Genomic DNA, 23,411 nt, shown 5'->3' on the forward strand with positions numbered 1-23,411 from the left:
ATTGCATCGATCGAGGCCACGCGGTCGACCTCTTCCGCCCGGCCGCCGGTACACTGTGCGTTCGAGTTATCGAACGGCTGGCGCAGGGGCGGGATCGTGGAGGCATCAGCGGAGTCGGTGCGGGACGTCCTGGCCGGCAATCTGCGCCGCGCGCGTGCGGAACTCGGCCTGTCGCTCTCGGAGCTGTCCCGCCGGTCGCGGATCGGCAAGGCCACGCTGTCCCACCTGGAGGCCGGGACCGGCAACCCCACGATCGAGACGGTGTTCAGCCTGTCGCGCGCGCTGCGCGTCCCGATCTCCGACCTGCTCGACCGGCCCCCCGCCGCCGGGTTCACCGTGGTCCGGGCGGCCGAGGTCGAGGTGCTGCGCGGCGCGGGCGTCGACCTGCGGCCGCTGCGCGGCATCGCCTCCGGCGGCGCCATGTTCGAGGTCTACGACCAGCAGGTCAGGGCCGGCTCCCGGCAGGACTCGCTGGGCCATGTCGGAACCGAGCACACGATCGTCCAGGCCGGGCGGCTCGGCGTCCGGGTGGACGGCCGGGACGTGGAACTCGGTCCGGGCGACTACGTCTCCTTCGACGCCGGGCTGCCGCACCGCTACACGGCGTTGGAGGGGACGGTGCGGTCGGTCCTGCTCCTGCAGTACGACGCCGGCCAGCGGCTCCACTCCGCGGCGGCCGAGCCGCCGCATCGCGACGGCGGACCCTGAGCCGAGCCCGCCGGACGTGCGCGTTGACACCTGGCATACGGCGGATTTACGCTCCGAAGCGTTCGGTTTATCGAACGTTTGGGGCTGCCGATGACGCGGGTCGTGGTGCTGGGCGCCGGCATGGTCGGCGCCGCCTGCGCCCGGGAGCTGGCTCTCGCCGGGTTCGAGGTGGCGGTCGTGGACCGGGGCGGCCCCGCCGCCGCGACCACCGCGCACGGCGAGGGCAACGTCCTGGTCTCCGACAAGCCGCCCGGCCCCGAACTGGAGCTGGCGCTGCTGTCGCGGCGGCTCTGGCCGCGGATCCTGGCGGCGCTCCCGGACGCCCGCGCGGCGGAGTGGGAGCCCAAGGGCGGCATCGTCGTCGCGACCACCGGTGAGTCCGCGGACGCCCTGCGCGCGTTCGCCGCGTCCCAGCGCGCCGCCGGGGTCGCCGCCGAGGACCTGGACGCCGCCGCCCTCGCCGCCGCGGAGCCGCACCTCACCCGCGACTGCGCCGCCGCCGTCCACTACCCCGGGGACGCACAGGTGCAGCCCGCCGGAGCGGCCACCGCCCTGCTCGCCGACGCGGTCCGCGCCGGGGCCGTCCTGCACTGCGGCAGGGAGGTCACCGGCGCCGTCGCGCGCGGCGGCCGCCTCACCGGCGTCCGCACGGCGGAGGGGGTCGTCGGGGGCGACGCCTTCGTCAACGCCGCCGGGCCGTGGTCCGGCGAGGTCGCGGGGCGGCTCGGCGTCCGGCTGGCCGTCCGTCCCCGGCGCGGTGAGGTGCTCGTGACCGCGCCGCTGCCGCCGACCGTGTTCCACAAGGTCTACGACGCCGACTACGTCGGCGCCGTCGGCGCCGACGCGGGGGACCTGCGGGCGTCCGCGGTGGTCGAGTCGACCCGCGCCGGCACGCTGCTGCTCGGCTCCTCGCGGCGCCGCGTCGGATTCGACGCGCGGATCCGCCCCGAGGTCCTGTCGGTCATCGCGGGCCGGGCGCTCCGCCTGTTCCCGTCGCTGGCCGGCGTGCCGGTGATGCGCGCCTACGGCGGATTCCGCCCCTACGTCGCCGACCACCTGCCCGTGATCGGCGCGGACCCGCGGCTGGACGGCCTCTGGCACGCCACCGGCCACGAGGGCGCGGGCATCGGTCTCTCGGCCGGGACGGCGGCGGTACTGCGCGACCTGATGCTCGGACGCGAACCGGACATCGACGCGGCGCCGTTCCGTGTCGACCGGCCCGCCGTCCGCTCCGGAGGGGAGACCGGATGAGCCCGAGACTCGTGCGCGCGGCCGACGACGCGGTCGGCCGGCGGGACGCGCCGCTGCGGATCACCCTGGACGGCGAGCCGCTCGCCGGCATCGCGGGGCAGACGATCGCCGGGGTCCTGCTGGCGTCCGGGCGGACGGCCTGGCGCGAGGGCCCGTCCGGTGCCCCGCGCGGCGTGTTCTGCGGCATCGGCGCGTGCTTCGACTGCCTCGTCACCGTCAACGGCGTCCGCGACGTGCGGGCCTGCCGCCGCCGCGCCCGCGACGGGGACGCCGTGACCACCCAGTCGCGGACGCGGGAGGACGTCCGATGACCCGGCACGTGGTGGTCGTCGGCGCGGGCCCGGCGGGCCTCGGCGCGGCGGCGGGCGCGCTGCGCGCCGGCGCGCGGGTGACGCTGGTCGACGCCGCCGAGAACCCCGGCGGCCAGTACCACCGCATGCTGCCGGACGCCTACGCCGCCGCGCGGCCCGGCCGGCTGCACCACGGCCGGCGCGGCTTCGAGCGGCTCCGCGGACGGGTGCTCGGGCATCCGCGCTGCGACTGGTGGCCGGAGAGCACCGTCTGGGCGATCGACCGCCCGGACCGGGGCGCGCCGCACGTGCACGTGCTGCGCGGGGAGGCCGACGCGCCGGAACGCGAACGGCGCGTCCTGCGGCCCGACGCGCTCGTCCTCGCGCCCGGCGCCCATGACCGCGCCCTGCCGTTCCCCGGCTGGGAACTGCCCGGTGTCTGCACGGCCGGAGCGGCGCAGGCGCTGGCCAAGGGAGAACGCCTCGTCATCGGCGACCGCGTGGTGATCGCCGGTTCCGGACCGTTCCTGCTGCCGGTCACCGCCACGCTGCTGGAGGCGGGCTCGGCCGTCCGGGAGGTGCTGGAGGCCGGCACTGCCGCGACCCTGGCGCGGGGCTGGACCCGGCGTCCCTGGGAACTGGCGGCGCAGGCCGGCAAGGGCGCCGAGCTCGCCGGGTACGCGGGGCTGCTCGCCCGGCACGGCGTCCCCTACCGGACGGGCCGCGCCGTGATCGAGGCCCGGGGCGAGGGGCGGGTGGAGGAGGCGGTCACCGCGCGGCTCCGCCCCGACTGGTCGGTGGTCCCCGGCACCGAACGGACCGTCGCGGTGGACGCCCTGTGCGTCACCCACGGCTTCAGCCCGCAGCTCGAACTGCCCGTCGCCGCCGGCTGCGAACTGCGGGACGGCGCGTTCGTCACCGTGGACGGCGACCAGCGCACCACCGTCCCCGCCGTCTACGCCGCGGGCGAGGCCACCGGGATCGCCGGCGCCCAGGCCGCCCGGACCGAGGGCCTGCTCGCCGGCTGGATCGCCGGCGGCGGCTCCGCCGAGGCCGGCGCGCTGCGCTCCCTGCGGCGCCGCCGCGACCGGGGCCGCGCGTTCGCCGCGCGCCTCGCCGCCGCGCACCCGGTCGGCGCCGCCTGGCCCGGCTGGCTGCGGGACGGGACGATCGTCTGCCGCTGCGAGGAGACCGCCTACGGCGACCTCCGCCGCGCGGCCGGCGATCCCGCGCGGAACTCGCCCGCCGCGGTCAGGCTCGCGACCCGCGCGGGGCTCGGCCCCTGCCAGGCCCGCATCTGCGGCCCCGCGGTCGCGGAACTGCTGGGCGGCCCCGCTCCGCACCACCGGCCCATCGCCCAGCCCATCCGGCTCGGCGATCTGGCACGTCCCCCCATCGAAGACACCGCGTCCAAGGAGAGTGCCCGATGAGCGGTCCCGATTCCCCGAGCCTCGGCGGCCTCGTGGTGGCCACCGCCCTGCCCTACCGCGAGGACGCCGCCGCCCCCGCCGGGCTCGCCGTCGACTACGACGCCTTCGCCGAGCACTGCCGCTGGCTGGTCGGCAGCGGCTGCCGCGGCGTCGGCCCCAACGGCTCGCTCGGCGAGTACTCGGCCCTGACCGATGACGAGCGCCGCCGCGTCGCGCGCACCGCCGTGGAGGCCGTCGGCGGGGACGGCGTCGTCATCGCCGGCGTGCACGGCCCCGGCTCCCACCAGGCGGTGCGGTGGACGGAGGCCGCCGCCGAGGACGGCGCCGACGGCGTGCTGTGCCTGCCGCCGACCCTGTACCGGGCCGCCCCGGGCGAGGTCATCGCGCACTACGAGGCCGTCGCGTCGGTCGGGCTGCCCGTCATGGTCTACAACAACCCGCTCGACACCAGGGTGGACCTGACACCGGACCTGCTCGCCGAGATCGCGCGGATCGACGGCGTGGTCGCGGTCAAGGAGTTCTCCGGCGACGTCCGCCGAGTCTTGGAGATCCGGGACAAGGCGCCCGGCCTGGAGGTCGTCATCGGCGCCGACGACCTCGCCCTCGAAGCCCTGCTGATGGGCGCGACCGGGTGGTTCGCCGGGTTCCCGAACGTGTTCCCCGCCGAGTCGGCGCGGCTGTACGAGCTGGCCCTCGCCGGGAGGCTGGAGGAGGCCCGAGCCCTGTACGAGCCGCTGATCGCGGCGTTCCGGTGGGACTCGCGGACCGAGTTCGTCCAGGCCGTCAAGCTCGGCATGGACCAGGCCGGGCGGTACGGCGGCCCGTGCCGCCCGCCGCGCGGCCCGCTCGACCCAGGCCTGCGCGCCGCCGTCGCCGCCGACATGGCCCGCGCCATCGCGAGCCTCGAAGGGCGGCGGGTCTGATGCGGTCCGTTCGCTCGATCAGCGCCGTCGACTCCCACACCGAGGGGATGCCGACCCGTGTCGTCACGGGCGGCGTCCCGCCCATCCCGGGCGCGACGATGGCCGAGCGCCGCCGCCACGCGGTCCGGCACCTGGACGGCCTGCGCCGCTTCCTGGTGGACGAGCCCCGCGGCCATCCGGCGATGAGCGGTGCCCTGCTGCAGCCCCCGGCCCGCCCGGACGCCGACTGGGGCGTCGTCTACATCGAGGCCAGCGGCTTCCTGCCGATGTGCGGGCATGGCACCATCGGGGTGGCGACGGTGCTGGTCGAGACCGGCATGGTCGAGGTGACCGAACCGGAGACGACCGTCCGGCTGGACACCCCGGCCGGGCTCGTCGAGGCCCGCGTCGCCGTCCGCGACGGCGTCGCGGAGGACGTCACGCTGCGCAACGTCGCCTCGTTCGCCCTCCGGCGGGACGCCGTCGTGGCCGTGCCCGGCTTCGGCGACGTCCGCTACGACCTGGCCTACGGCGGCAACTTCTACGCCATCACCGACCTCGCCCCGCTCGGGCTGCCCTTCGACCGGAGTCGCAAGGACGACCTCCTCGGCGCCGGCCTCGCGATCATGGCGGCGATCGACGACACCGACCCGCCCGTCCACCCGGCCGATCCGCTGATCGCCGGCTGCAAGCACGTCCAGCTCCTCGCGCCCGGCTCGGACGCGGCGCACTCGCGCAACGCCATGGTGATCCATCCCGGCTGGTTCGACCGGTCACCCTGCGGCACCGGCACGTCCGCCCGGATGGCCCAGCTGCACGCGCGCGGCGAGCTGCCGCTGCGCACCGAGTTCGTGAACGAGTCGCTCCTCGGCACCCGCTTCACCGGCCGGCTCGTCGCCGGCGCCGACGTCGCGGGGCTGCCCGCGGTGATCCCCGAGTTCACCGGACGCGCCTGGATCACCGGGACCGCGACCTACCTGCTGGACCCCGCCGACCCCTTCCCCGAGGGGTTCGCCTTCTGACCCACGCCGGCCCGGCCGCACCGGCCCGGCGTCAGCTCTCGGCCAGGTCGAGCGCGGCGCGGACGATGGCGTCGGCGTCGAGGCCGTGATGGCGGTACACGTCCTCGATGGACCCGGACTGGCCGAACCGGGTCACGCCGAGCGAGGTGGTCGGCACCCGGTTGATCGTCGCCAGGAAGGCGAGCGTGTGGGGATGGCCGTCCAGCACGGTGACCAGCGGGGCGGCGCGGTGGGCGGGGAAGAGGCGGTCGAGGATCCAGCTCGGGGCGTCCTCGTGGCCCTGGCGGGCGCGCACCGCGCTCATGAGCAGGCCGGGGCTGGTCACGCACACCACGTCGGCGTCGACGCCCTGTCCGGCCAGCCGGTCCGCCGCGCTCAGGGCCTCGGGGACCACCGCGCCCATCGCCGCGATGGTGACCGCGGGGGACTCGGTGCGCCTCAGGAGGTAGCCGCCCGCGACCGCCTGCGCGCGGCGCCGCTCGCGGGCCGCCGGATCCCGGGGGACGCCGGCGAGCGACTGGTCCACCGGCCGGGTGGACAGGCGCAGGTAGGCCGAGCAGCCGTCCGGCCGCCCCAGCCGGGCCATGGACGCCAGCAGCGTCCATTCGACGTCGATGGCGAACGCCGGCTCGTAGGAGACGCAGCCGGGCTGCTCGATGCCCAGCGAGGGGGTCGTGATCGACTGGTGCGCGCCGCCCTCCGGTGCCAGGCTCACCCCGGACGGCGTCCCCACGAGGATGGACTGGCCGCCCGCGTAGATGCCGAACGACCACGGCTCCGCCGCCCGCAGCACGAACGGGTCGTACAGCACGCCGATCGGCAGCAGCGGCTCGCCCCACCGGCTCCAGGTGGTGCCGAGCTCCCCGAGCAGCCCGACCAGGTTGGTCTCCGCGATGCCCAGCTCGATGTGCTGGCCGGTGGGCCGCTCGCGCCAGTGCAGGATCGTCTCGGAGTCGTCGGCGAACCAGTTGGGACGTTCCCGCGCCGACCAGACGCCCACCTTGTTGACCCAGCCGCCCAGGTTGGTGCTGGAGCTGACGTCCGGGCTCACCGTCACCACCCGGCGGGCGATCCCGGGTGCCGAGCGGGTGAGGTCCATCAGCACGCGGCCCAGTGCCGCCTGGGTCGTCGCCGTCCCGGTCGGGGTGCGGCCGAAGTCGCGGGGGAGGTCCGGAACCTCGGGTGCCCGGACGGCGGGGCGGCGCAGCCGGCGCGCGGTCTCGGCGCACAGCAGCCCCGCCGCGCTGCCGGGGCCGAACCGCGCCCAGGGACGGGCCGGGTCGGCGCCGACCTCGGCCGCCAGCTCTTCCATCTGGGCGGTGGTCAGCAGCGAGGAATGGTTCTGCGGGTGGCCGTGGGTGGGCAGCCCGTACCCCTTCACGGTGTACGCGAAGATGACCGTGGGACGGTCGTCCTCGATGGCGGAGTAGGCGCGGTCCAGGGCCGCGAGGTCGTGCCCGCCCAGGTCGGCGATGGCGGCCGCGAGGGTGGCGTCGTCCAGCGCGGTGATCAGCGAGGCGATCCGCTCGCGTCCGGGACCGGTTCCCGGGAGGCGCTCGCGCAGCTCGCCGGGCGCGCAGCGCAGCAGCCGCTGGTACTCCGGGTTGGGCATCCGGTCGATGCGCTCGCGCAGCGCGTCCCCGCCGGGCCGGGCGAACAGGCCCTCCAGCAGGTCGCCGTACTTCACCGTCAGCACCTGCCATCCGGCGGCGGCGAACATCCCGCGCAACCGGTCGGCGGCGATGTCGGGGATCACCCGGTCCAGCGACTGGCGGTTCAGGTCGACGATCCAGACGACCTCCCCGAGCTCGCGCACGCCGGGTTCCAGGATCGCCTCCCAGACCGCGCCCTCGTCCAGCTCCGCGTCGCCCACCAGCGAGTACTGCCGGCCGGTCCCGGTGCCGCCGAACGCGTGCTCGACATAGCGGCGGGCGAGCGCGCCCCAGATCGGGGCGGTGGCGCCGATCCCGACCGAGCCGGTCGAGTAGTCCACCGGATCGGGGTCCTTGGTGCGGCTCGGGTAGCTCTGCAGCCCGCCGAACGCCCGCAGCGTCGGCAGGTGGGACTCGTCCAGCTCGCCGAGCAGGTAGTTGATGGCGTGCAGCACGGGGGAGGCGTGCGGCTTCACCGACACCCGGTCCCGCGGCCCCAGGTGGCCGAACCACAGCGCGGTCATGATCGACACGATGGACGCCGACGAGGCCTGGTGGCCGCCGACCTTGAGGCCGGACGGGTTCGGGCGCACCCGGTTGGCCTCGTGGACCATCGAGCTCGCCAGCCACAGCACCCGGCGTTCGATCTCCCGCAGCGCGTCCCCGGCGGGCCGCCGCGCGGCGACCGGCGCGCTCGTCATCTGTTCCATCGAGGTTCTCCTGACCGTGCACACGACTGCCAAGAGCAGAGCATGAAGGCCAGTGGTGCACAATATGCGGCGAGAATCTTGAGCAGAATGCACGCTGTCACGGCATTCTCCGTGCAGAAAGTGAGCATCATGCGAAGCGACGACCGCATCGACCAGACCGACGCGCGGTTGCTCATGGCCCTGAACGACGCGCCGCGCGCCACCATGATCGCGCTGGCGGAGCGGACCGGGCTGTCGCGCAACACGGTGCAGGCCAGGCTCGCGCGCCTGGAGGAGGGCGCGGCGCTGCGGCCGTTCGAGCACCGGATCTCCGCGGCGGCCCTCGGCTACCCGCTGACCGCGTTCATCACGGTCCAGGTCGCCCAGCGCAGGCTGGACGAGGTGGCCTCCTCGCTGGCCGACATCCCGGAGATCCTCCAGGTGCAGGGCGTCAGCGGCTCCACCGACCTGTTCGTCCAGAGCGTCGCGGTCGACGCCGACGACCTCTACCGGATCGCCGGGGAGATCCTCGCGGTCCCGGGCGTCGAGCGCACCAACACCTCGCTGGTCATGCGCGAACTGGTGGAGTACCGCATCACCCCGTTGCTCCGCCGAGCGATGGAGGAGGCGGGCCCCGCGGGCGGCACCACGGCGGAACTCCCGTGACCGTCGCCGTCGGCGGCGCGTTGGCCGGCCCGCAGGGCGCCCTCGATATGCCCGGCGTACCGGTCGGCGGTCTCGGCCGAGGCCCAGTGCAGTCGGCCGTCCAGGGCGGGCTTATGGCGTTGTGACTCCGGCTCCTTTATCGGCCGCCATCTGGATTCGCGCGTCCCGGGCCAGTGCGCCGGAGCTCGGCACTTTCATGTTCGTTCAATGACAGATGATGCCCATCGCGCCTGCGACCGGGGCACCATGGGGCCGCCGGACGCCACCACCGGACGCCACCGCCGGACCAGGATGCGAGGAGTTCGAGGATGACCGCACGTACGACCGCCGCGCCGAGGATCGGGATCCTGGGCGGAGGCATCGGGGGTCTGGCCGCCGCGGCCTTCCTGCGGCGCGAGGGACTGGGCGTCACCGTCTACGAGCAGGCGTCCGAGATCTCCGAGGTCGGGGCCGGCCTGGTCGTGGCGCCGAACGCGGCGCGTCTGCTGCGCAGGCTGGGCGTGCTGGACGAGTTCCGTGAGCGCGCCGTCGTGCTTGAGACCGGCTGGGAGTTCCGGCGCTGGGAGGACGGCGCCGTCCTGTCCGCCGAGGACCTCGCCTCCTCCTGCGAACGGCTCTACGGGGAAAAGACCTACACGGCCCACCGTGCCGACCTGCTCGCCGCCCTGCACACCCAGGTGCCGGCCGAGAGCGTCGAGCTCGGCCGCAAGTGTGTCGACGTGACCAGGAGCGGTGACGTGTTTCAGCTCCGATTCGCCGACGGGCGGTCGGCCGAGGCCGACGTGGTCATCGGCGCCGACGGAGTGCACTCGGTCGTCCGCAACACCCTGTTCGGCGTCTCGCCCGCCACGTACTCGGGCATCTGCGCCTTCCGTGCGCTCGTTCCTGAGGCTCGCGCACCCGAATTCGCCCGTCGGCCCGTCCAGTCGCTCTGGATCGGACCCGGGCACCACCTGGTGCACTATCCCGTGTCGGGTGGCGAGTACATCAACCTGGTGGCCTTCGCGCCCGCCGGCGACTACACCGTGGAGTCGTGGACGGCGACGGCGACCGTGGAGGAGTTCCTGGCGGAGTTCGAGGGCTGGGATCCGCGCCTGACCGACCTGATCCGCGCGGCCGGGACCCCCGGACGCTGGGCGCTGCTGGACCGGGCGCCGCTCACCCGCTGGAGCGACGGCGGAGCGACCCTGCTCGGCGACGCGGCCCACCCGATGTTCCCCTTCTTCGCCCAAGGCGCCGCCCAGGCGATCGAGGACGCCGCGGTCCTGGCCCGCTGCCTGGCGGAGGGGGCGGACGACCAGGCGGCCGCGCTGCGTCGGTACGAGGGGATCAGGATCCCGCGCACCACGCGCCTGCAGAATGTCAGCCACGGCCGGGCCCACATCAACCACCTCCCGGACGGCCCCGAGCAGCAGGCCCGAGACGAGCTCTACGCCCGGGAAGACCCCCTTGTGGTCAACGGCTGGATCTACGGTTACGACACCGATGCCGTCCTCCAGGAGGCGGTGGCCGCCCAGTGAGGTTCGTCCACGGGACCCTCCCGCAGCGTGTCGTCTTCTCCGCCGGCGAGGCCGCCGCGGCGGTCGAGGCCGTGGTCGGGGTGCTCGGCGCCTTCGAGGGCCATGGTGATCGCCTCCGACCGGGCTCGCGCGGCGGCTGGGGCGCAGGAGGACGGCGTCCTGGTCGGTATCGGTGGCGGCTCCACGACCGGCCCGGCCAAGGCGGTCGCGATGACCACGGGGCTGCCGATCGATGCGGTGCCCACGACCTACGCCGGATCCGAGGGCATCGAGCAGACGCTGTACGGCGCCTACCTGGCCGCCGTCGCCTTCGCCTCGGTCGGCTCCGGGATGCACCACAAGATCTGCCACGTCCTCGGCGGGATGGTCGGCCTTCCCCACGCCCAGACCCACGCCGTCGTGCTGCCGCACGTGCCAGCCTTCAACGCGCCGAACTCCCCGGAGGTCGAACGGCGCATCGCCGCCGCGTTCGGCTCGGCGACCGCCACCGGGGGCCTGCGCGCGCTGCGGGACGAACTGGACGCCCCGCGCGCCCCCAAGGATTTCGGGATGCCCGAGGAGGGCATCGCCAAGGCGGTCGCCCCAGTGCTGGCCGCCGTACCTGCGAACAACCCGACGCCCGTCAACGCCGACAGCCTGGCCGCGCTGCTGCGCGCGGCCTGGAAAGGAGACCTGCCATGACGACCGCCGACCGTCCCGAGAACCCCCTCGACGCCGAAGACCCGGGGTCGGTCGAGGCCGAACCGCGCGGGCGGGCCGTCCGCGAGGCCGGTCCGGAGCAGCAGGCGGTCGAGCAGGCGCTCGTCGAGCAGGTGGTGGCCAGCTTCGACGCATGCGCGGACCCGCGCCTGAAGGAGTTGATGGTCGCGCTGGTCACGCATGTGCACGCCTTCATCCGGGAGACCCGGCTGACCGAGGAGGAGTGGGGCGCCGCGATCGAGTTCCTCACCCGGGCGGGGCACATCACCGACGACGTCCGCCAGGAGTTCATCCTGCTCTCGGACACGCTGGGCGCCTCGATGCAGACGATCAACGTCAACAACCGGACCTACGCCGACGCCACCGAGGCCACCGTGTTCGGGCCGTTCTTCGTCGAGGACTCACCCGGGATCGCGGTCGGCGGGGACATGGCCTTCGGCGCAGGGGGAGAGCCGTGCTGGGTCGAGGGCACCGTCACCGCCTCCGACGGCACCCCGCTCGCCGGGGCCCGGATCGAGGTGTGGGAGGCCGACGAGAACGGCCGCTACGACGTCCAGTACGACCCCGGCCGGCGTGCCGCACGGGCGCACCTGTTCAGCGAGCCCGACGGGTCCTACCGGTTCTGGGGGCTGACCCCGACGCCGTACCCGATCCCGGACGACGGCCCCGTGGGGACGATGCTCGAAGCCGTCGGCCGCTCCCCGCTGCGCGCCAGTCACCTGCACTTCATGGTCTCCCACGACAGCGCCCGGACGCTCGTCACCCACATCTTCCCCGAGGGCGACCCGATCGGCTGGAAGGACACCGTCTTCGGGGTCAAGCAGTCGCTCATCAAACCGTTCGTCCAGCAGCCCGCCGGCACCCCGACCCCGGACGGGCGGCCCATCGAAGGAACCTGGAGCCGGGTCCGGTTCGACATCGTCCTCGCCCCCGCAGGCACCTGAAACCAGGGCCGTTCCCGCCTCAGGGCGCGGCGACACCGGCCCACCAGAGGTGGTGCCGCTTCTCGTTCACCGAGATCCCCGACTGGGGCGTGGAGGTCGGCGAGGGGGGTGTGAGCGGTGTTGGCGGGCTGCTTGCGGATCCGCTGGCCGGCGCGGGCATACTAGAACACATGTTCGGTTTGCTGGTGGGGTGACGTGCGGATTCCGCCTGTCGTCACCTATCGGGCCATCGGTGGTCCTGCGTATCTGCTGGCGTGGGAGCAGCATCCCGACCGCACGTGGTGGGCGCGTCTTCTGTGGCTGGAGATCCGTCGGGACGGCCAGGCGGGCCGTCATGCGCGTGTCGCGGCCGGTGAGGTCGCTCCCATCGCCGGGCAGGACTACCGCGGTGTCCCGCGTGAGCGGGTGCAGCCGCGGCATCGTCCGCCGAGTGATCTCACCGACCCTCGTGATCCGGTCAACCGGGCGATCAGCCGCAATCGCGGGCAGGAGCGGTATCGGCGGGCGGTGGAGCGGGGTCGTCAACGGCGGCCGGAACCGGATTTCTGACGCGCTGCGCGTGTTGGAGGAGTGCGGCGGACCGGCCGAACCACGTGGCTTTCAAGGGTCCATGGGTAGGCCGATAGCCTCGACATCCTGAACCTCGAACAGAGCCGATCGAGGGTGACGGTTCGGGGTCGTCGCCAGATCCGACCAGGCTCGATGGGAGAGTGGCCGATGCCGATTCCCGACGCCGTGGCCCGCTTCAACCGGACTGTGACCAACCGCGTGACCAAGCCGTTCGCGGGACGCCTCCCCGGGTTCGCGGTCGTTCACCACAGAGGTCGCAAGTCCGGCCACCACTACCGGACTCCGGTCAATATCTTCCCGCGGCCCGGCGGGTACGTCGCCGCACTCACCTATGGTCCCGACCGCGACTGGGTCAGGAACGTCATCGCGGCCGGGGGCTGCGAGCTGGAGATCCGCGGAAAGATCCACCGGGTCGATGAGCCGGAGATTGTCCATGATCCGGCCCGGAGCGACATGCCGCCTGGGGTTCGGCAGTTCCTCGGCCTCATTGGGGTCACCGACTTCCTTCACTTGTCCAAGGTGACGCGGTAAGGGGGAGGGGGTCGGTCTTGATACGGCGTATGGCCGACAAGGCGATCCGGGACGAGCGGCAGTGAGATCGGTAGACGGGCCTTAGGCGCAACGCCGATCGCGGCGGTGGCCCGATCGGCCGGCCACCGGCGCGCGGCCCTCCGGCAGTTGCCTGGTTCGTCTTCTTCCCGAAGCTCCGCATCGATAGGTTCTGATCATGACCTGGGACGGTGACGGGATGCTGGCGGGCCGGTACCGCAGGCTCGGCCGGATCGGCCAGGGCGGGATGGGGTCGGTGTGGCGGGCGCATGACGTCGACCTCGACCGTGCGGTCGCCGTCAAGGAGCTTCTGGTGCCCGAGCAGGTCACCGACCGAGAACGCCTTGGCTGGTACGCGCGGATGGAGCGGGAGGCCCGCGCCGCCGCGCGACTGCGGCACCCCGGCATCGTCACCGTCCATGACAGGGTGACGGGCGAGGACGGCCGTCCCTGGATCGTGATGGAGCTCATCGAGGGCCGGTCCCTCGCGGACGTGCTGGCCGAGCAGGGGGCACTGCCGCCGCGCCGGGTCGCGATGATCGGGCTGGCGATGCTGGACGCCTTGTCGGCCGCGCACGCCCAGGGGGTCGTCCACCGGGACGTCAAGCCCGCCAACGTGCTGCTGGAGGGCGACCGGGTACTGCTGACCGACTTCGGCATCGCCGCGCTGGAGGGCGATGCCACCATCACCCGTTCGGGCATGGTGCTGGGAACTCCCGCCTACATGTCGCCCGAACAGGTGGAGGGCGAGCCGGTCACCCCGGCCTCGGACCTGTGGTCCCTGGCCGCCACCCTGTACGCAGCGGTCGAGGGCCGCCGCCCCTTCGAGGGCCCCGGCCACGGCGCGGTCTTCGTCGCGATCGCCACCCGGCAACCGCCCGCCCCCCGATGCGGCGGCCCACTCGCCCAAGCCCTCAACGGCCTCCTGCGCAAGAATCCCGACGAGCGGCTCCACCCCGCACAGGTCCGCGACCTGTTCAACGCCGCCCTCGTCCCCGCCACCGGCCCCAGCACCGTCGTGGATCCCACCGCCGCCACCGGCACCGGCGAGAACGCGACCGACGCCGGACCGAGCACCCCTCGGGGGCCGCTTCGCACCCTGCTGCTCCGCGCGTCGTCCGGCCACGTCCCACTCCAGCGCAGTCAGCTCCTGCTCGTCAGAGCCGCACTCGTGTGCACGGCGCTGTCCATGCTGACCTACCTGGTCGGGCCGTGGCCCGGACCCGGTAATACGCGCACGCTGCACTTCTATTCGCCAGAGACGCTGATAGTTCTGCCGCTGCCGTGGATCACGGCGTTCATCCTCTTGTGCGTCATGTGGTTCCGTCCCGGCCGGCCGGCGCTCGTCGTCGGACTCGTCTTCGCGATCCTCAACGGAATCCATCTGGAAGCCCTCGTCGTGTACGGCTACCAGCACAACAGAACCGCCGAGGCCATCGACCCCAACGACGCATTCGAGCTCTCCTGGATCCTGGGCACGCTCGCACTGATGCTCGCCTTCACCGCGGTGAACCCTTCGCTCGCCGGAAAGGTGACGTCCCCGCCGGCCCGCCACGCCCTGATCATCGTGGCCGTGCTGATCGAGGGCATGGTGGCCCTACTGTGGCCCGGGCCCGTGTACGAACTCGCAGGATCGGGCCTGGACGTCCTGAACGACTCCTTCTTGGACGACTCCCTCTTCCACTCATTCATATTCCTCGCCGTCATCTGGATCGGCGTCCAGCCGTTCCTCTGGTCGCGGGGGAGCAGGCAAGCCCGGCAGCACTGAACACCCCCATGCATATTGATCGGCTTGCCGTCCCTTATCACGAGGGCTGGGACCCGACTACACGGACGGCGGTGGGCGCGCTGTCGACGGCCGCCGCCCGCGAGCGCGACCGTGCGGGCGAGCAGTACGCGGTTGTGCTGTCGTCCGACGACCGACCGCTGGTGCTCGTCGAGATCGCCCGGGCAAGCCACTACTGCTCGATCTGGCTGATCGATGAGGAAGACCGACGCCACGTCCACATCGACACGCGCCTGCTGGACGAAACCCACATCACTCTGCGGGAGATGCGCAGCTGGACGTACTCCGCCGCCGACCGGCCTGAGTTCGACGCTCGCGCGGCACGGAAGAGGTGGGAGATCCGCCAGAACGGATACATGTGGATCTGGGACGAACCGGGCGGTGACGGGGAAGGCAGCCGGAGCACCGGCCACGAGATCGACCCCGAGCAGGTCCGGACGGAGGTTCCCAGGTTCGGCTCCTGCCGAGTCTTCGGCAACGGTCACTGTGAAATCACGCCGCAGCCGTAAGGACCGGGCGATCCCCTCGGTGAGCGGATCGCCCCCGATCATGTTGTCATCGCTCGGCATGCCGACACGGTAGCGATCACGCCGACGCCACCACGGCCGAAGGACGGACCGTGATCCCCACTGGGACACTGGAACGAGGTCGGCTCAAATCCCTTGGTGAAAGTGCACTTCGACCCGACTGGATCGTTCAGGTGGGGAGAGCATCACCGGGGAAGCCGTGGCAGGTATGGACATCGCAGCGCATCATCCCGGCCTGCACGCAAGGGTCCTCAGCCATGATCTCGGCGGCTTCCTCAGCCGGCACGGTCATGATCGCGACGCCTGCCACAGTGTCGGAGGCGACCGGGCAGAGGACGGCGATCACCCCCTCGGCGCGAAGTGACACCATGCGCCGTTGGTGCTCGAGCTCTACAGCATCCGCGCCGTTCATGGTTCGCTGCGGAGTCCACTGAAGGAGCGCCAGGCTGAAAGGTTTCGCGGTCGAAGCCAGGGCCTGGATCTGTTCGTCGGTCACCCTTGTGCTCACCATTGTCTCCTTACTCGCGGATGCGCTCGGCCAGCGACACGATGATTCCCTCAGGCCCGCGGACATAGGCCATCCGCCACAGGCCCTCATATTCGCCGATGCCTCCTACCAGGCCGTAGCCGTCGGCCGCAGCCCGGTCGACGGCAGCCCGCAGGTCCCCTACCTCGAAAGCGACGTTGCGCAGGCCCAGTTCGTTGGCCGGTGCGGCCGGGGAACCCGCGAGGTGGTCCGGCCGGACGAAGCTCGAAAGCTCCAACGTCGTTCCGCCTCCCGGTGGACGCAGCATGACGATCTCGGTGGCAGCGCCGGTCATGCCGATCACCGTGTCCAGGAACTCGCCTTCCACGGCCATCTTCTGATCGGCCTCCAGCCCGAGGCTGACGAAGAACGCCGTCACGGCGTCGAGGTCGGCAACGGTGATACCAACGTGGTCGAAGCGCTGGATAAAGCCCATCGGTCGCCTTCCCATGCATCGTGAAGACCCTTGGAGCCTTCGAGCGCCTCGTTACCTGATGGCGGCCGGCCACACGACCCCGAACACGAACGGTACGCCACGTCCCCACCGACCGGTGGATGTTCCACTGGTCGCGATCAGCGCCGGACGTTCCCCCGTCACCGGAAAGCCGACACGAACACCCTGGACATGACACGAGGGCGGCATTCGGCCCCTGAGACAGGGCTTAAAGGTCGCTGCCGGTCACCCGACTGCGGCACGTGAGGTCGCCTTGACGGCATCACCGTCGGTGGTGACCCGGTCTCGTACAGCGTTTATCGCGTTGATCAGGGCAAATGTCCGTGTTGCTTTGAATATTCAGAGTCTTGATCGATGACTCGGTTATGACGACAACGTGGCCGATTGAAAAGATGACACGCTTTCTCGTCAAGAGTCGTCGGTACTGGCGACTTGATTGAGGCAACCCGGCGTGCTGGTCGTGACCTCGTGGTCAGATGAATGCGGCAGGAGGAGGCTCCTCGAACTTGTGGAGAAGGTTGGCGACATGGGGCATGGGGTGATCCGCGTCTCCGCGGCGATCGGAATGGTCGCGCTGGCCGCGGTGGCCGGACGTTCTGCGGCGGCGGAGCGGCGTCCTGAATCGGTAGTGGTCGGTGAGTCGTTCACCGCGGCCACCGCGGACGCCCGCTTCCTGGGGTACGGAGCTGCCTGCCTGACGGGTGCTCCGCGAGGCGGGAAGGTCGCGGAAGCCACGAACCATCCGCTCGGCGGCTGTCACCCGAATCCGGCCGGCCCTGTTCCACCGGCGGGTGCGGCGCCGCGCGGCTATCTCCAGCTCACGGATGCACATGTCGAAGAGACCGGCGCCGTGCTGTTCGACTCGCCGATCCCGGTACGGGACGGTCTCGAGGTGACCTTCGAGCAGTGGCAGTACGGCAGCACCACGGGGACGCCCGCCGACGGGATCTCCTTCTTCATCACCGACGGCGCCGTACGGCTCACCACGCCGGGCGCGTTCGGTGGAAGCCTCGGTTACGCCCAGAAACTGCCGGACGACAGCCCGGACGCCCATTTCGTTCCCGGCGTCGCCGGCGGATACCTCGGCATCGGACTCGATGTGCTGGGCGACTACGTCGGCGACGGAGAAAGGCGCGGAAACGGCTGCCAGCGGCGTTCCCCGGCCGGGACCTCGTTTCAGCCCCCACCTCCCGGACCCAACATCGTGACCGCCCGCGGTCCGGGGAACGGCGTCGACGGATACTGCGTCCTGGCCGCCACGATAAGCAAGAAGCCCTCTCTCGGGCTCTGGCGCTCGACACTACCCGGGCGACTCCACGGCGAGTTGGAGACCATGCCCGCCGGCGTCACACCGAGGCGAGCCGAAACCCTGCTTGAACCAGTCAAACGGATCGTCCGCGTCGCGATATCGCCCGCGCCGGACCCGATAGTGACGGTCGGTGTCGATTTTCAGGACGGAGACGGCTTCCGTCAGGTCCTGCGCTTCCCCGCGCCCGAGCCCGTCCCGAACACCGTGAAGTTCGGATTCGCCGCATCCACAGGCCCGCTCACCGACGTGCACCTTATACGCCAGGTCACCGTGCGCTCCTGATCTCTCCCGTCACCTTGCACTGAAAAACGGCCCCGCACGCCAGAAGGCGTCGGTGGGGTCAGGCGTGGACGTGGGCGTTGTAGAGGCGCTGGAGCAGGTCGTTGAGGCGGTCGCGTTCGGTGGGGGACAGGGAGCGGAGGAACGCGTTCTGGCCTTCGGCGGCGGCCTGGGCGGCGGTGTCGATGAGGCGGGTCCCGGACGGGGTGAGGGTGACGACGCGGCGGCGCCGGTCGGTGGCGTGGGGGCGGCGTTCGGCCAGGCCCGCCTCGGTCAGTGAGTCGAGGACGGCGACGATGTTGCGGGCGTCCATGGCGGCGAGTTCGGCGAGGCGGCGCTGGCCGAGCGGGCCCTGCTCCCGGAGCACGACCATGACCGCGTACTGGTTCTGGGTGATCCCGCGGTCGGCCAGGAAGGCCGTCCAGGAGCGGGCGGCGAGGGAGCCGAGGCGCGCCAGCAGGAAGGGGGTTCCGCGTTCGTAGGCGATACCGCTCATGGACACCAGGCTAGTACATCGACATGGTCCATGTTCATCTGGTAGACATGATTCATGACCACCACATTCAGTCACGATCAGATCGCCGTCGGGGACGTCGTGCTGCACGTCGTCGAAGCGGGCGATCCGGCGGGGCGGCCCTTTCTGTTCCTGCACGGCTGGCCGGAGTCGTGGCGCACCTGGACGGGCGTCATGGGCGCCGCGCGGGACAGAGAGCGGCTGATCGCCATCGACCTGCCCGGCATCGGTGCGTCAGCAGGGCGCGTGGCCGGGGGAGCGAAGCTGCGCATCGCGGAGGTCGTCCACGGGCTGGTCGAGAAGCTCGGGCTCGAAGACCTGACGCTCGTCGGGCACGATGCCGGCGGGATGGTGGCCTACGCCTACCTGCGGCGGTACGGGGCCGGCCGCGTCGTCATCATGAACACCGTGATCCCGGGGGTGGCCCCGTGGTGGGACGTGGTGGGCGATCCCCGCATCTGGCATTTCGGCCTGCACTCCGTGGCGGCGCTCCCCGAGACCTTGGTCCGGGGGCGCCAGGCGGAGTACTTCGACTACTTCTACGACGTGCTTTCGGCGGATCCGGCGCGCATCACCGGCGGGTCCAGGGACGCGCACGTCGCGGCCTACCGGGACGACGCCGCCTTGACCGCCGGATTCGATTTGTACCGGGGCTTCGACCAGGACGTCCGGGACAATGCCGCATTCGCCGAAGGGCCGCCGGCGGACACTCCGCTGCTCTACCTGCGGGCCGCCCATGAGGGCGGCGACATCGCGGCCTATGAGCGGGGGCTGCGGGACGCGGGAGTCCGGAACGTGGTCGTCGAGGTATTGCCGGAAGCCGGTCACTTCGCCCAGGAGGAAACTCCCGCGCAGGTGTGGCGGGCGATCCGCGATTTCAGTGTCAGAAGCGCGGCGGAGTGACCATCGGCGGCAGCATTTCGCCAGGTCGGCCTGGTGTGCCCATCGGCGGTGGCGGGCCCGAACGGCCCGCCGACCGCGCCGATCGGAGCCTTCACGAGTGAAGGTCCGAGCATGCCGCCCGATTCCTGGGGCCCTCCTGCGTTCTGAGGACGGACGCGGCCCGGCTCTGGCGGGACGCGAACCGGGCTCGACGCGGCCGCCCTGCCCTCCACCGCGCGGTCGTCGTGGACCCCGCCTTCACCGCCGAGCCGTTCGACCTCCATGCGGCCTGGATCGAGTCCGACCGCACGCCCACTCGATCCCACCCAACCGACCCGGCCGCTGACCGCCCACGCGCTCGGCACCCTGTCATGTCGACGACGTCAGGTATCAGCTGATTTGACCGGATGTTGGCCGTCGTGGGCGGTGGGTTCCCCGACGCCGGGTAGAGCGGCCGGTATCGCCGAAGCGCCCAGTGCGGGGAGGAAGATCATGACTGCACCGACCGAGGCCGCGCCGGCCCGGGAATGGGCCGACGCCTTCGCGGCGGCCAGCAACGACGATCCCGAGATCCAGGCCCACGGCACGTACTTCACCTGCACTTACCTGCTCGACGCCGCCGACCGCACCTACGCGATCAAGGTGGAGTCGGGGCGGGTCACCGAGGTCGTGGTGGATCCGGGCCCGCTCGACGTCCCGTACGAGTTCGCGATCCGGGCGAGCCCCGAGACGTGGCGGGGGTTCGGCCGGCCGGTGCCGCCGCCGATGCACCACGGGATCTGGGCGGCCACGTTCCAGCGCGACATGCGGCTGGACGGGAACGTCCTGATCCTCATGCAGAACCTGCGCTGCATCACCCGGCAGATCGAGCTGCTCCGGACCGTCGGCTCGCCCGTCTGAAGGAGGAGAGAACCGTGAGCGCCGTATCCCCGGTCACCGGACACTATGTGAGCATCGAGGTCGACGGCCTGGAGTACAAGGTCTTCTACCTGGAGAACGGCACCGGGCAGCCCCTGGTCTGCCAGCACACCGCCGGATGCCACAACCACCAGTGGCGCGGCCTCCTGGAGGACGAGGAGATCACCGCGAACTACCGGGTCATCGCCTACGACCTGCCCCGCCACGGCAAGTCCGACCCGCCCGAGAACGCCGAATGGTGGAAGGAGGAGTACAGGCTCACCGCGGACCACTTCGTCAACTTCATCGTCGCCCTGTGCGACGCCCTCGGACTCGAAGACCCGATCTTCATGGGCTCCTCGTTCGGCGGGAACGTCGCGCTCCAGCTCGCCCTGCGCCGGCCCGACCGGTTCGCGGGCGTCCTGGCGGTCGAGGGCGCCGACTACTCGCCCGGGTTCTACCTCGACTGGTGGCAGCACCCGCACGCCAACGCCGCCCAGGTCTGCGCGAGCGGCGTATGGGACCTGATGGCGCCCCAGTCGCCCGACGCCGACCGCTGGAAGACCTGGTTCTACTACTCCCAGGGCTCCGAGGCGTTCAAGGGCGACCTGTACTTCTACTCCGTCGACCACGATCTGCGGGACCGCCTCCGGGAGATCGACGGCGACCGGTGCCCCGTCGTGATGCTCACCGGCGAGTACGACTACCTGACGACCCCGGAGGACAGCGCCCGCACCGCGAACGCGATCCAGAACGGCACCTTCATCAAGATGGAGGAGATCGGGCACTTCCCGATGAGCGAGAACCACTCCGCGTTCCGCGGCTACCTCCTGGAAGCCCTCAGAATCCTGGAGAGAAGTAAGACCTCCACCTGACCGGACGGGAGCCGCCGTCGCCAAACCATGATCTACCTCATGCGGTGTTTGGCCTGGTCGGGAGGGGCGATGCCCGTTGTCGGGGTGCTTATGTAGTGCGAACACACCAGATGCAGAGGATCTCCGCCTCGCCGTCGGGGACGGAGGAGTGGGCGTGTCCCGACTGCGGCCGGCGCGTGCTGCTGGACTGGGCTCCGCATTACCGGAAGTCGGTTGTGGAACCCGGTGACGTGCGGGTGAGTCATGTGTGCGGCGCCGAACCCGGCCATGGTCCCGACGCGGACGCAGGCGGGGAAGCGATGCCGGCCGGCGGCGAGCGCCGATGGATGCGCGAGACGGGCAGAGGACGCGTGGCCGGCTGAACGGCGCAGAGGCGCGCCGGGCGACGGCGCCTCATGAGACCGCCTGGGCGGCCGTGGTGACCGGGAGGCTGTCGTCCCCCGGCTGCCGCGCGATCATGTCCTTGACGGCCACCGTGCCGCGTTCGAACTCTCCGGTGGCGGCGTCGACGAGCCGGTAGGCCTGAGTCCGCCTGTGGACCGGCTGGGCGTCCAGGATGATCACCCGCAGCTCGCCGGGTTCGAAATGGCAGCGCTTCTGGAGTGCGGCGATCAGACGCTCATCGTGCAGATGCCCGTCGCCGAAGTTCCAGCCGAGGAGCACGCCCGCGACCATTTCACCGTCCAAGACCAGATAGTCGGTGTCATGGGCGGGCCCGCACGCCCTGGGAATGAGTGCGAAGTGCGCTCGTCCGTGAGGGTGCAGCGCCCGGAACGCATAGCCGCTGTAAAGCGGTATCTCGGCCTCGGCGGCACTGCCGTAGACCTTCTCCAATTGATGGTGCGGCAACATCGCGGCCCGCTTGGTGCCGGCATCGAGTTTGTCCACGGCCGATTCGGTGAGGCACCACACTGACGTATCCCAGTTTCCGGCGTAGTAGCGCATCCCCGGCAGGAACGAGATCTTTTCGGGGAACAAATTCCCCAACACGACGAACGTCGCGCTCACCGCTGGAACGGCCAGTACCCACGGCTGCGTCAGGTCGCCGACACCGTAGGAGGCGTTGTCGACGAACAAGACCCCGATTCCGAGGATCATGAACACGTTCCACTCCAGCGGTACCCCCATGGGGATGCTGGCGATGATGTTGAGATGGAACGCGATCATCACGACGGCGGCGACCGCGGTCACCGGGCCGCCGTCGGAGGTGATCAGCACGAGCGGAGCGCCGAACTCGACCGCGGTGCTCACATGCGCCGTCGTCCGCGACAGCCGCGAGGGCAGCAGGTCGTCGGGGAACGAGCGGTGGAACCGGTGCTTGAACCGGCCGAACCGCAGGACGGGGCTGTTGCTCAGCATCGCCTGGATCACGAACGGGAAGTGGCCGTTGAGCTTGGAGGTGGCCGCACCCCACCAGATCACCAGCATCACCAGCTTGGCGCCGACGATCGCGTCGACCCCGGAGAACAGGAAGGGTACGGCGATCGCCGCGTACACCTCCGAACGGGCGGCCAGGAACACGGTGCGGTCCCGCAGCCCCAGGACACCGAGCACGCCCAGGACCAAGGCCACCTTCCAGTCCGCCAGAAGACCGTCGGCGGCGGCGTCCGACAGCAACGCCAGCAGGAGCGCGGCCACCAGCACCCCGTACAGCAGCACGTCCACCGGCGTGCGCGCGTCACCGCGGGTGAGAGGGACGCGGCCGGGCCAGGGAGGCAGGCGGATGGTGCCGGGCCGCAGCCAGTACAGGAATGACCCAAGCGGAGGAAGAATACGCGAATTCAACGGCCCGAAGCCGCAGCCCAACCCGAGCACCTCGAACAGCATCGACCACAGCACGAGCTTTTCGAACACGACCGGCTCAGCCCACCACTGGCCGACCGAGGTGAACCCGTCGATCCCATCGGTCGCCAGCGCGAACCCCATCGCACCGAGCACGTACAGCCCGATCTTGACCGCGTACAGGAGGTACACCACATCAGGCGTACCGAATCCGACCTCGCACAGATGCCGGATCAGCGGCCGCATCCGCTCGATGCGCGTACCGCCCTGCCATTCGACCCGATCGAACTGCGGAAAGTTCGGTTGAAGAAACCCCATGCTCGTGGGCCAACGGCAGCGCATGCCGCCATCGACCGCTACCTCCATCCCGGTTGATGGACGATCGATAGAACAACATTCACGCCGCGGGCATGGCGACCTTTCAAGACCCGCCCACCGCCGCGTGGAATCCTCAACGTCCTCCGCCTGCTCGGCATCAATGCCGCGACCCTGAGATCGCGTTCACTCCAGCAGCCGAGCGTCGACCAAGCAGAGACTCGTCTCTACGGAAAATCCCCGGGCCCTATTGCCCGGCCGACCAAGTCAATCGAACGTCCACGACACCGCGGAGCCGAGGTTCGCATAAGCCGAAAATAGACGATTAGACGGACCTGGACAAGTGTCTAGTCGAGCCCTCCCGGCACCCCGG

At 71.3% G+C, this 23,411-nt stretch carries 23 protein-coding genes and 1 pseudogene; 18 read left to right on the forward strand and 6 right to left on the reverse strand.

Annotated features, from left to right (window positions below; genetic code table 11):
* Positions 1-96: 96 nt before the first annotated feature.
* The 6 genes from ABFX46_RS38920 (at position 97) to ABFX46_RS38945 (ending at position 5,603) form a co-directional block, all read left to right on the forward strand.
* Positions 97-708, forward strand: coding sequence for a helix-turn-helix domain-containing protein (locus ABFX46_RS38920; protein ID WP_346049017.1), 612 nt, complete (start codon positions 97-99; stop codon positions 706-708).
* 90 nt (positions 709-798) lie between these two features.
* Positions 799-1,959, forward strand: a complete 1,161-nt coding sequence (locus ABFX46_RS38925) for an NAD(P)/FAD-dependent oxidoreductase (RefSeq protein ID WP_346049018.1) — start codon at positions 799-801, stop codon at positions 1,957-1,959.
* Positions 1,956-2,270 (forward strand): (2Fe-2S)-binding protein, encoded by a 315-nt coding sequence (locus ABFX46_RS38930; RefSeq protein WP_346049019.1) that lies wholly within the window; start codon positions 1,956-1,958, stop codon positions 2,268-2,270. Before ABFX46_RS38925 ends, ABFX46_RS38930 begins: the two co-directional genes overlap by 4 nt.
* The gene (locus ABFX46_RS38935) at positions 2,267-3,679 is read left to right on the forward strand and encodes an FAD/NAD(P)-dependent oxidoreductase (RefSeq protein ID WP_346049020.1); all 1,413 of its coding nucleotides are present in this window, start codon (positions 2,267-2,269) and stop codon (positions 3,677-3,679) included. The genes ABFX46_RS38930 and ABFX46_RS38935 overlap by 4 nt, the downstream gene beginning before the upstream one ends.
* The gene (locus ABFX46_RS38940) at positions 3,676-4,602 is read left to right on the forward strand and encodes a dihydrodipicolinate synthase family protein (protein ID WP_346049021.1); all 927 of its coding nucleotides are present in this window, start codon (positions 3,676-3,678) and stop codon (positions 4,600-4,602) included. Before ABFX46_RS38935 ends, ABFX46_RS38940 begins: the two co-directional genes overlap by 4 nt.
* On the forward strand, positions 4,602-5,603 hold the full coding sequence (locus tag ABFX46_RS38945; protein WP_346049022.1) for a proline racemase family protein: 1,002 nt from the start codon (positions 4,602-4,604) through the stop codon (positions 5,601-5,603). The genes ABFX46_RS38940 and ABFX46_RS38945 overlap by 1 nt, the downstream gene beginning before the upstream one ends.
* Positions 5,604-5,634: 31 nt before the next feature.
* On the opposite strand, the gene ABFX46_RS38950 is transcribed toward ABFX46_RS38945, so the two are convergent.
* Positions 5,635-7,965, reverse strand: a complete 2,331-nt coding sequence (locus tag ABFX46_RS38950) for a transketolase-like TK C-terminal-containing protein (protein ID WP_346049023.1) — start codon at positions 7,963-7,965, stop codon at positions 5,635-5,637.
* A gap of 129 nt (positions 7,966-8,094) precedes the next feature.
* Here ABFX46_RS38950 and ABFX46_RS38955 point away from each other — a divergent pair, with 129 nt between their 5' ends.
* Entirely contained in the window at positions 8,095-8,610 is a 516-nt protein-coding gene (locus ABFX46_RS38955; RefSeq protein ID WP_346049024.1) for an Lrp/AsnC family transcriptional regulator, read from the forward strand.
* Positions 8,611-8,630: 20 nt separating this feature from the next.
* On the opposite strand, the pseudogene ABFX46_RS43660 reads toward ABFX46_RS38955, so the two are convergent.
* Positions 8,631-8,750: pseudogene (locus tag ABFX46_RS43660) on the reverse strand (hypothetical protein); the annotation flags it as partial.
* 168 nt (positions 8,751-8,918) lie between these two features.
* Here ABFX46_RS43660 and ABFX46_RS38960 point away from each other — a divergent pair.
* From ABFX46_RS38960 to ABFX46_RS38990, 7 genes are all read left to right on the forward strand, one after another.
* Positions 8,919-10,130 (forward strand): FAD-dependent monooxygenase, encoded by a 1,212-nt coding sequence (locus ABFX46_RS38960; protein WP_346049025.1) that lies wholly within the window; start codon positions 8,919-8,921, stop codon positions 10,128-10,130.
* 102 nt (positions 10,131-10,232) lie between these two features.
* Positions 10,233-10,811 carry a dehydroquinate synthase/iron-containing alcohol dehydrogenase family protein gene (locus ABFX46_RS38965; RefSeq protein ID WP_346049026.1) on the forward strand — a complete coding sequence of 193 codons (579 nt, stop codon included), beginning with the start codon at positions 10,233-10,235 and terminating at the stop codon, positions 10,809-10,811.
* A complete protein-coding gene (locus tag ABFX46_RS38970) occupies positions 10,808-11,773 on the forward strand; it encodes a dioxygenase (protein ID WP_346049027.1) in 966 nt (321 codons plus the stop codon). Before ABFX46_RS38965 ends, ABFX46_RS38970 begins: the two co-directional genes overlap by 4 nt.
* Positions 11,774-11,968: 195 nt before the next feature.
* Positions 11,969-12,322, forward strand: coding sequence for a hypothetical protein (locus tag ABFX46_RS38975; RefSeq protein ID WP_346049028.1), 354 nt, complete (start codon positions 11,969-11,971; stop codon positions 12,320-12,322).
* Between the two features lie 168 nt (positions 12,323-12,490).
* Positions 12,491-12,874: a nitroreductase family deazaflavin-dependent oxidoreductase gene (locus ABFX46_RS38980; protein ID WP_346049029.1), complete on the forward strand. Its 384-nt coding sequence runs from the start codon at positions 12,491-12,493 to the stop codon at positions 12,872-12,874.
* 196 nt (positions 12,875-13,070) lie between these two features.
* Positions 13,071-14,660, forward strand: coding sequence for a serine/threonine-protein kinase (locus ABFX46_RS38985; protein ID WP_346049030.1), 1,590 nt, complete (start codon positions 13,071-13,073; stop codon positions 14,658-14,660).
* Between the two features lie 71 nt (positions 14,661-14,731).
* On the forward strand, positions 14,732-15,187 hold the full coding sequence (locus ABFX46_RS38990; RefSeq protein WP_346049031.1) for a hypothetical protein: 456 nt from the start codon (positions 14,732-14,734) through the stop codon (positions 15,185-15,187).
* Positions 15,188-15,374: 187 nt separating this feature from the next.
* Here the strand turns inward: ABFX46_RS38990 and ABFX46_RS38995 are convergent, their stop codons facing one another.
* Together ABFX46_RS38995 and ABFX46_RS39000 are read right to left on the reverse strand one after the other, a co-directional pair.
* Positions 15,375-15,701, reverse strand: coding sequence for a hypothetical protein (locus ABFX46_RS38995; protein ID WP_346049032.1), 327 nt, complete (start codon positions 15,699-15,701; stop codon positions 15,375-15,377).
* 22 nt (positions 15,702-15,723) lie between these two features.
* The gene (locus tag ABFX46_RS39000; RefSeq protein ID WP_346049033.1) at positions 15,724-16,167 is read right to left on the reverse strand and encodes a VOC family protein; all 444 of its coding nucleotides are present in this window, start codon (positions 16,165-16,167) and stop codon (positions 15,724-15,726) included.
* A 469-nt stretch (positions 16,168-16,636) separates the two neighbouring features.
* Here ABFX46_RS39000 and ABFX46_RS39005 point away from each other — a divergent pair, with 469 nt between their 5' ends.
* Entirely contained in the window at positions 16,637-17,776 is a 1,140-nt protein-coding gene (locus ABFX46_RS39005) for an L-type lectin family protein (protein ID WP_346049034.1), read from the forward strand.
* 58 nt (positions 17,777-17,834) lie between these two features.
* On the opposite strand, the gene ABFX46_RS39010 is transcribed toward ABFX46_RS39005, so the two are convergent.
* A complete protein-coding gene (locus tag ABFX46_RS39010; protein ID WP_346049035.1) occupies positions 17,835-18,269 on the reverse strand; it encodes a MarR family winged helix-turn-helix transcriptional regulator in 435 nt (144 codons plus the stop codon).
* A 54-nt stretch (positions 18,270-18,323) separates the two neighbouring features.
* Here ABFX46_RS39010 and ABFX46_RS39015 point away from each other — a divergent pair, with 54 nt between their 5' ends.
* The 3 genes from ABFX46_RS39015 to ABFX46_RS39025 all read left to right on the forward strand — a co-directional run bounded on the left by ABFX46_RS39015 (position 18,324) and on the right by ABFX46_RS39025 (position 20,941).
* Positions 18,324-19,190, forward strand: a complete 867-nt coding sequence (locus ABFX46_RS39015; protein WP_346049036.1) for an alpha/beta fold hydrolase — start codon at positions 18,324-18,326, stop codon at positions 19,188-19,190.
* Positions 19,191-19,661: 471 nt separating this feature from the next.
* Positions 19,662-20,069 carry a hypothetical protein gene (locus tag ABFX46_RS39020; RefSeq protein ID WP_346049037.1) on the forward strand — a complete coding sequence of 136 codons (408 nt, stop codon included), beginning with the start codon at positions 19,662-19,664 and terminating at the stop codon, positions 20,067-20,069.
* Positions 20,070-20,083: 14 nt separating this feature from the next.
* Positions 20,084-20,941, forward strand: coding sequence for an alpha/beta fold hydrolase (locus ABFX46_RS39025; protein WP_346049038.1), 858 nt, complete (start codon positions 20,084-20,086; stop codon positions 20,939-20,941).
* A gap of 393 nt (positions 20,942-21,334) precedes the next feature.
* On the opposite strand, the gene ABFX46_RS39030 is transcribed toward ABFX46_RS39025, so the two are convergent.
* Positions 21,335-23,089: a DUF3556 domain-containing protein gene (locus ABFX46_RS39030; protein WP_346049039.1), complete on the reverse strand. Its 1,755-nt coding sequence runs from the start codon at positions 23,087-23,089 to the stop codon at positions 21,335-21,337.
* Between the last annotated feature and the right edge of the window lie 322 nt (positions 23,090-23,411).

The sequence above is a fragment of the Actinomadura chokoriensis genome (genome assembly GCF_039529475.1).
In the GTDB taxonomy this organism is placed as follows: Bacteria; Actinomycetota; Actinomycetes; order Streptosporangiales; family Streptosporangiaceae; genus Spirillospora; species Spirillospora bangladeshensis.

Excerpts from the sequence above, each read along its gene's own strand:
- ABFX46_RS38925 (WP_346049018.1), top strand. The coding sequence starts at position 799 with ATGACGCGGGTCGTGGTGCTGGGCGCCGGCATGGTCGGCGCCGCCTGC.
- ABFX46_RS38950 (WP_346049023.1), bottom strand. The coding sequence starts at position 7,965 with ATGGAACAGATGACGAGCGCGCCGGTCGCCGCGCGGCGGCCCGCCGGG.
- ABFX46_RS38960 (WP_346049025.1), top strand. The coding sequence starts at position 8,919 with ATGACCGCACGTACGACCGCCGCGCCGAGGATCGGGATCCTGGGCGGA.
- ABFX46_RS38965 (WP_346049026.1), top strand. The coding sequence starts at position 10,233 with ATGGTGATCGCCTCCGACCGGGCTCGCGCGGCGGCTGGGGCGCAGGAG.
- ABFX46_RS38985 (WP_346049030.1), top strand. The coding sequence starts at position 13,071 with ATGACCTGGGACGGTGACGGGATGCTGGCGGGCCGGTACCGCAGGCTC.
- ABFX46_RS39010 (WP_346049035.1), bottom strand. The coding sequence starts at position 18,269 with ATGAGCGGTATCGCCTACGAACGCGGAACCCCCTTCCTGCTGGCGCGC.
- ABFX46_RS38940 (WP_346049021.1), top strand. The coding sequence starts at position 3,676 with ATGAGCGGTCCCGATTCCCCGAGCCTCGGCGGCCTCGTGGTGGCCACC.
- ABFX46_RS38970 (WP_346049027.1), top strand. The coding sequence starts at position 10,808 with ATGACGACCGCCGACCGTCCCGAGAACCCCCTCGACGCCGAAGACCCG.
- ABFX46_RS39015 (WP_346049036.1), top strand. The coding sequence starts at position 18,324 with ATGACCACCACATTCAGTCACGATCAGATCGCCGTCGGGGACGTCGTG.
- ABFX46_RS38980 (WP_346049029.1), top strand. The coding sequence starts at position 12,491 with ATGCCGATTCCCGACGCCGTGGCCCGCTTCAACCGGACTGTGACCAAC.
- ABFX46_RS39030 (WP_346049039.1), bottom strand. The coding sequence starts at position 23,089 with ATGGAGGTAGCGGTCGATGGCGGCATGCGCTGCCGTTGGCCCACGAGC.
- ABFX46_RS38945 (WP_346049022.1), top strand. The coding sequence starts at position 4,602 with ATGCGGTCCGTTCGCTCGATCAGCGCCGTCGACTCCCACACCGAGGGG.
- ABFX46_RS39020 (WP_346049037.1), top strand. The coding sequence starts at position 19,662 with ATGACTGCACCGACCGAGGCCGCGCCGGCCCGGGAATGGGCCGACGCC.
- ABFX46_RS38955 (WP_346049024.1), top strand. The coding sequence starts at position 8,095 with ATGCGAAGCGACGACCGCATCGACCAGACCGACGCGCGGTTGCTCATG.
- ABFX46_RS39000 (WP_346049033.1), bottom strand. The coding sequence starts at position 16,167 with ATGGGCTTTATCCAGCGCTTCGACCACGTTGGTATCACCGTTGCCGAC.
- ABFX46_RS38935 (WP_346049020.1), top strand. The coding sequence starts at position 2,267 with ATGACCCGGCACGTGGTGGTCGTCGGCGCGGGCCCGGCGGGCCTCGGC.
- ABFX46_RS38930 (WP_346049019.1), top strand. The coding sequence starts at position 1,956 with ATGAGCCCGAGACTCGTGCGCGCGGCCGACGACGCGGTCGGCCGGCGG.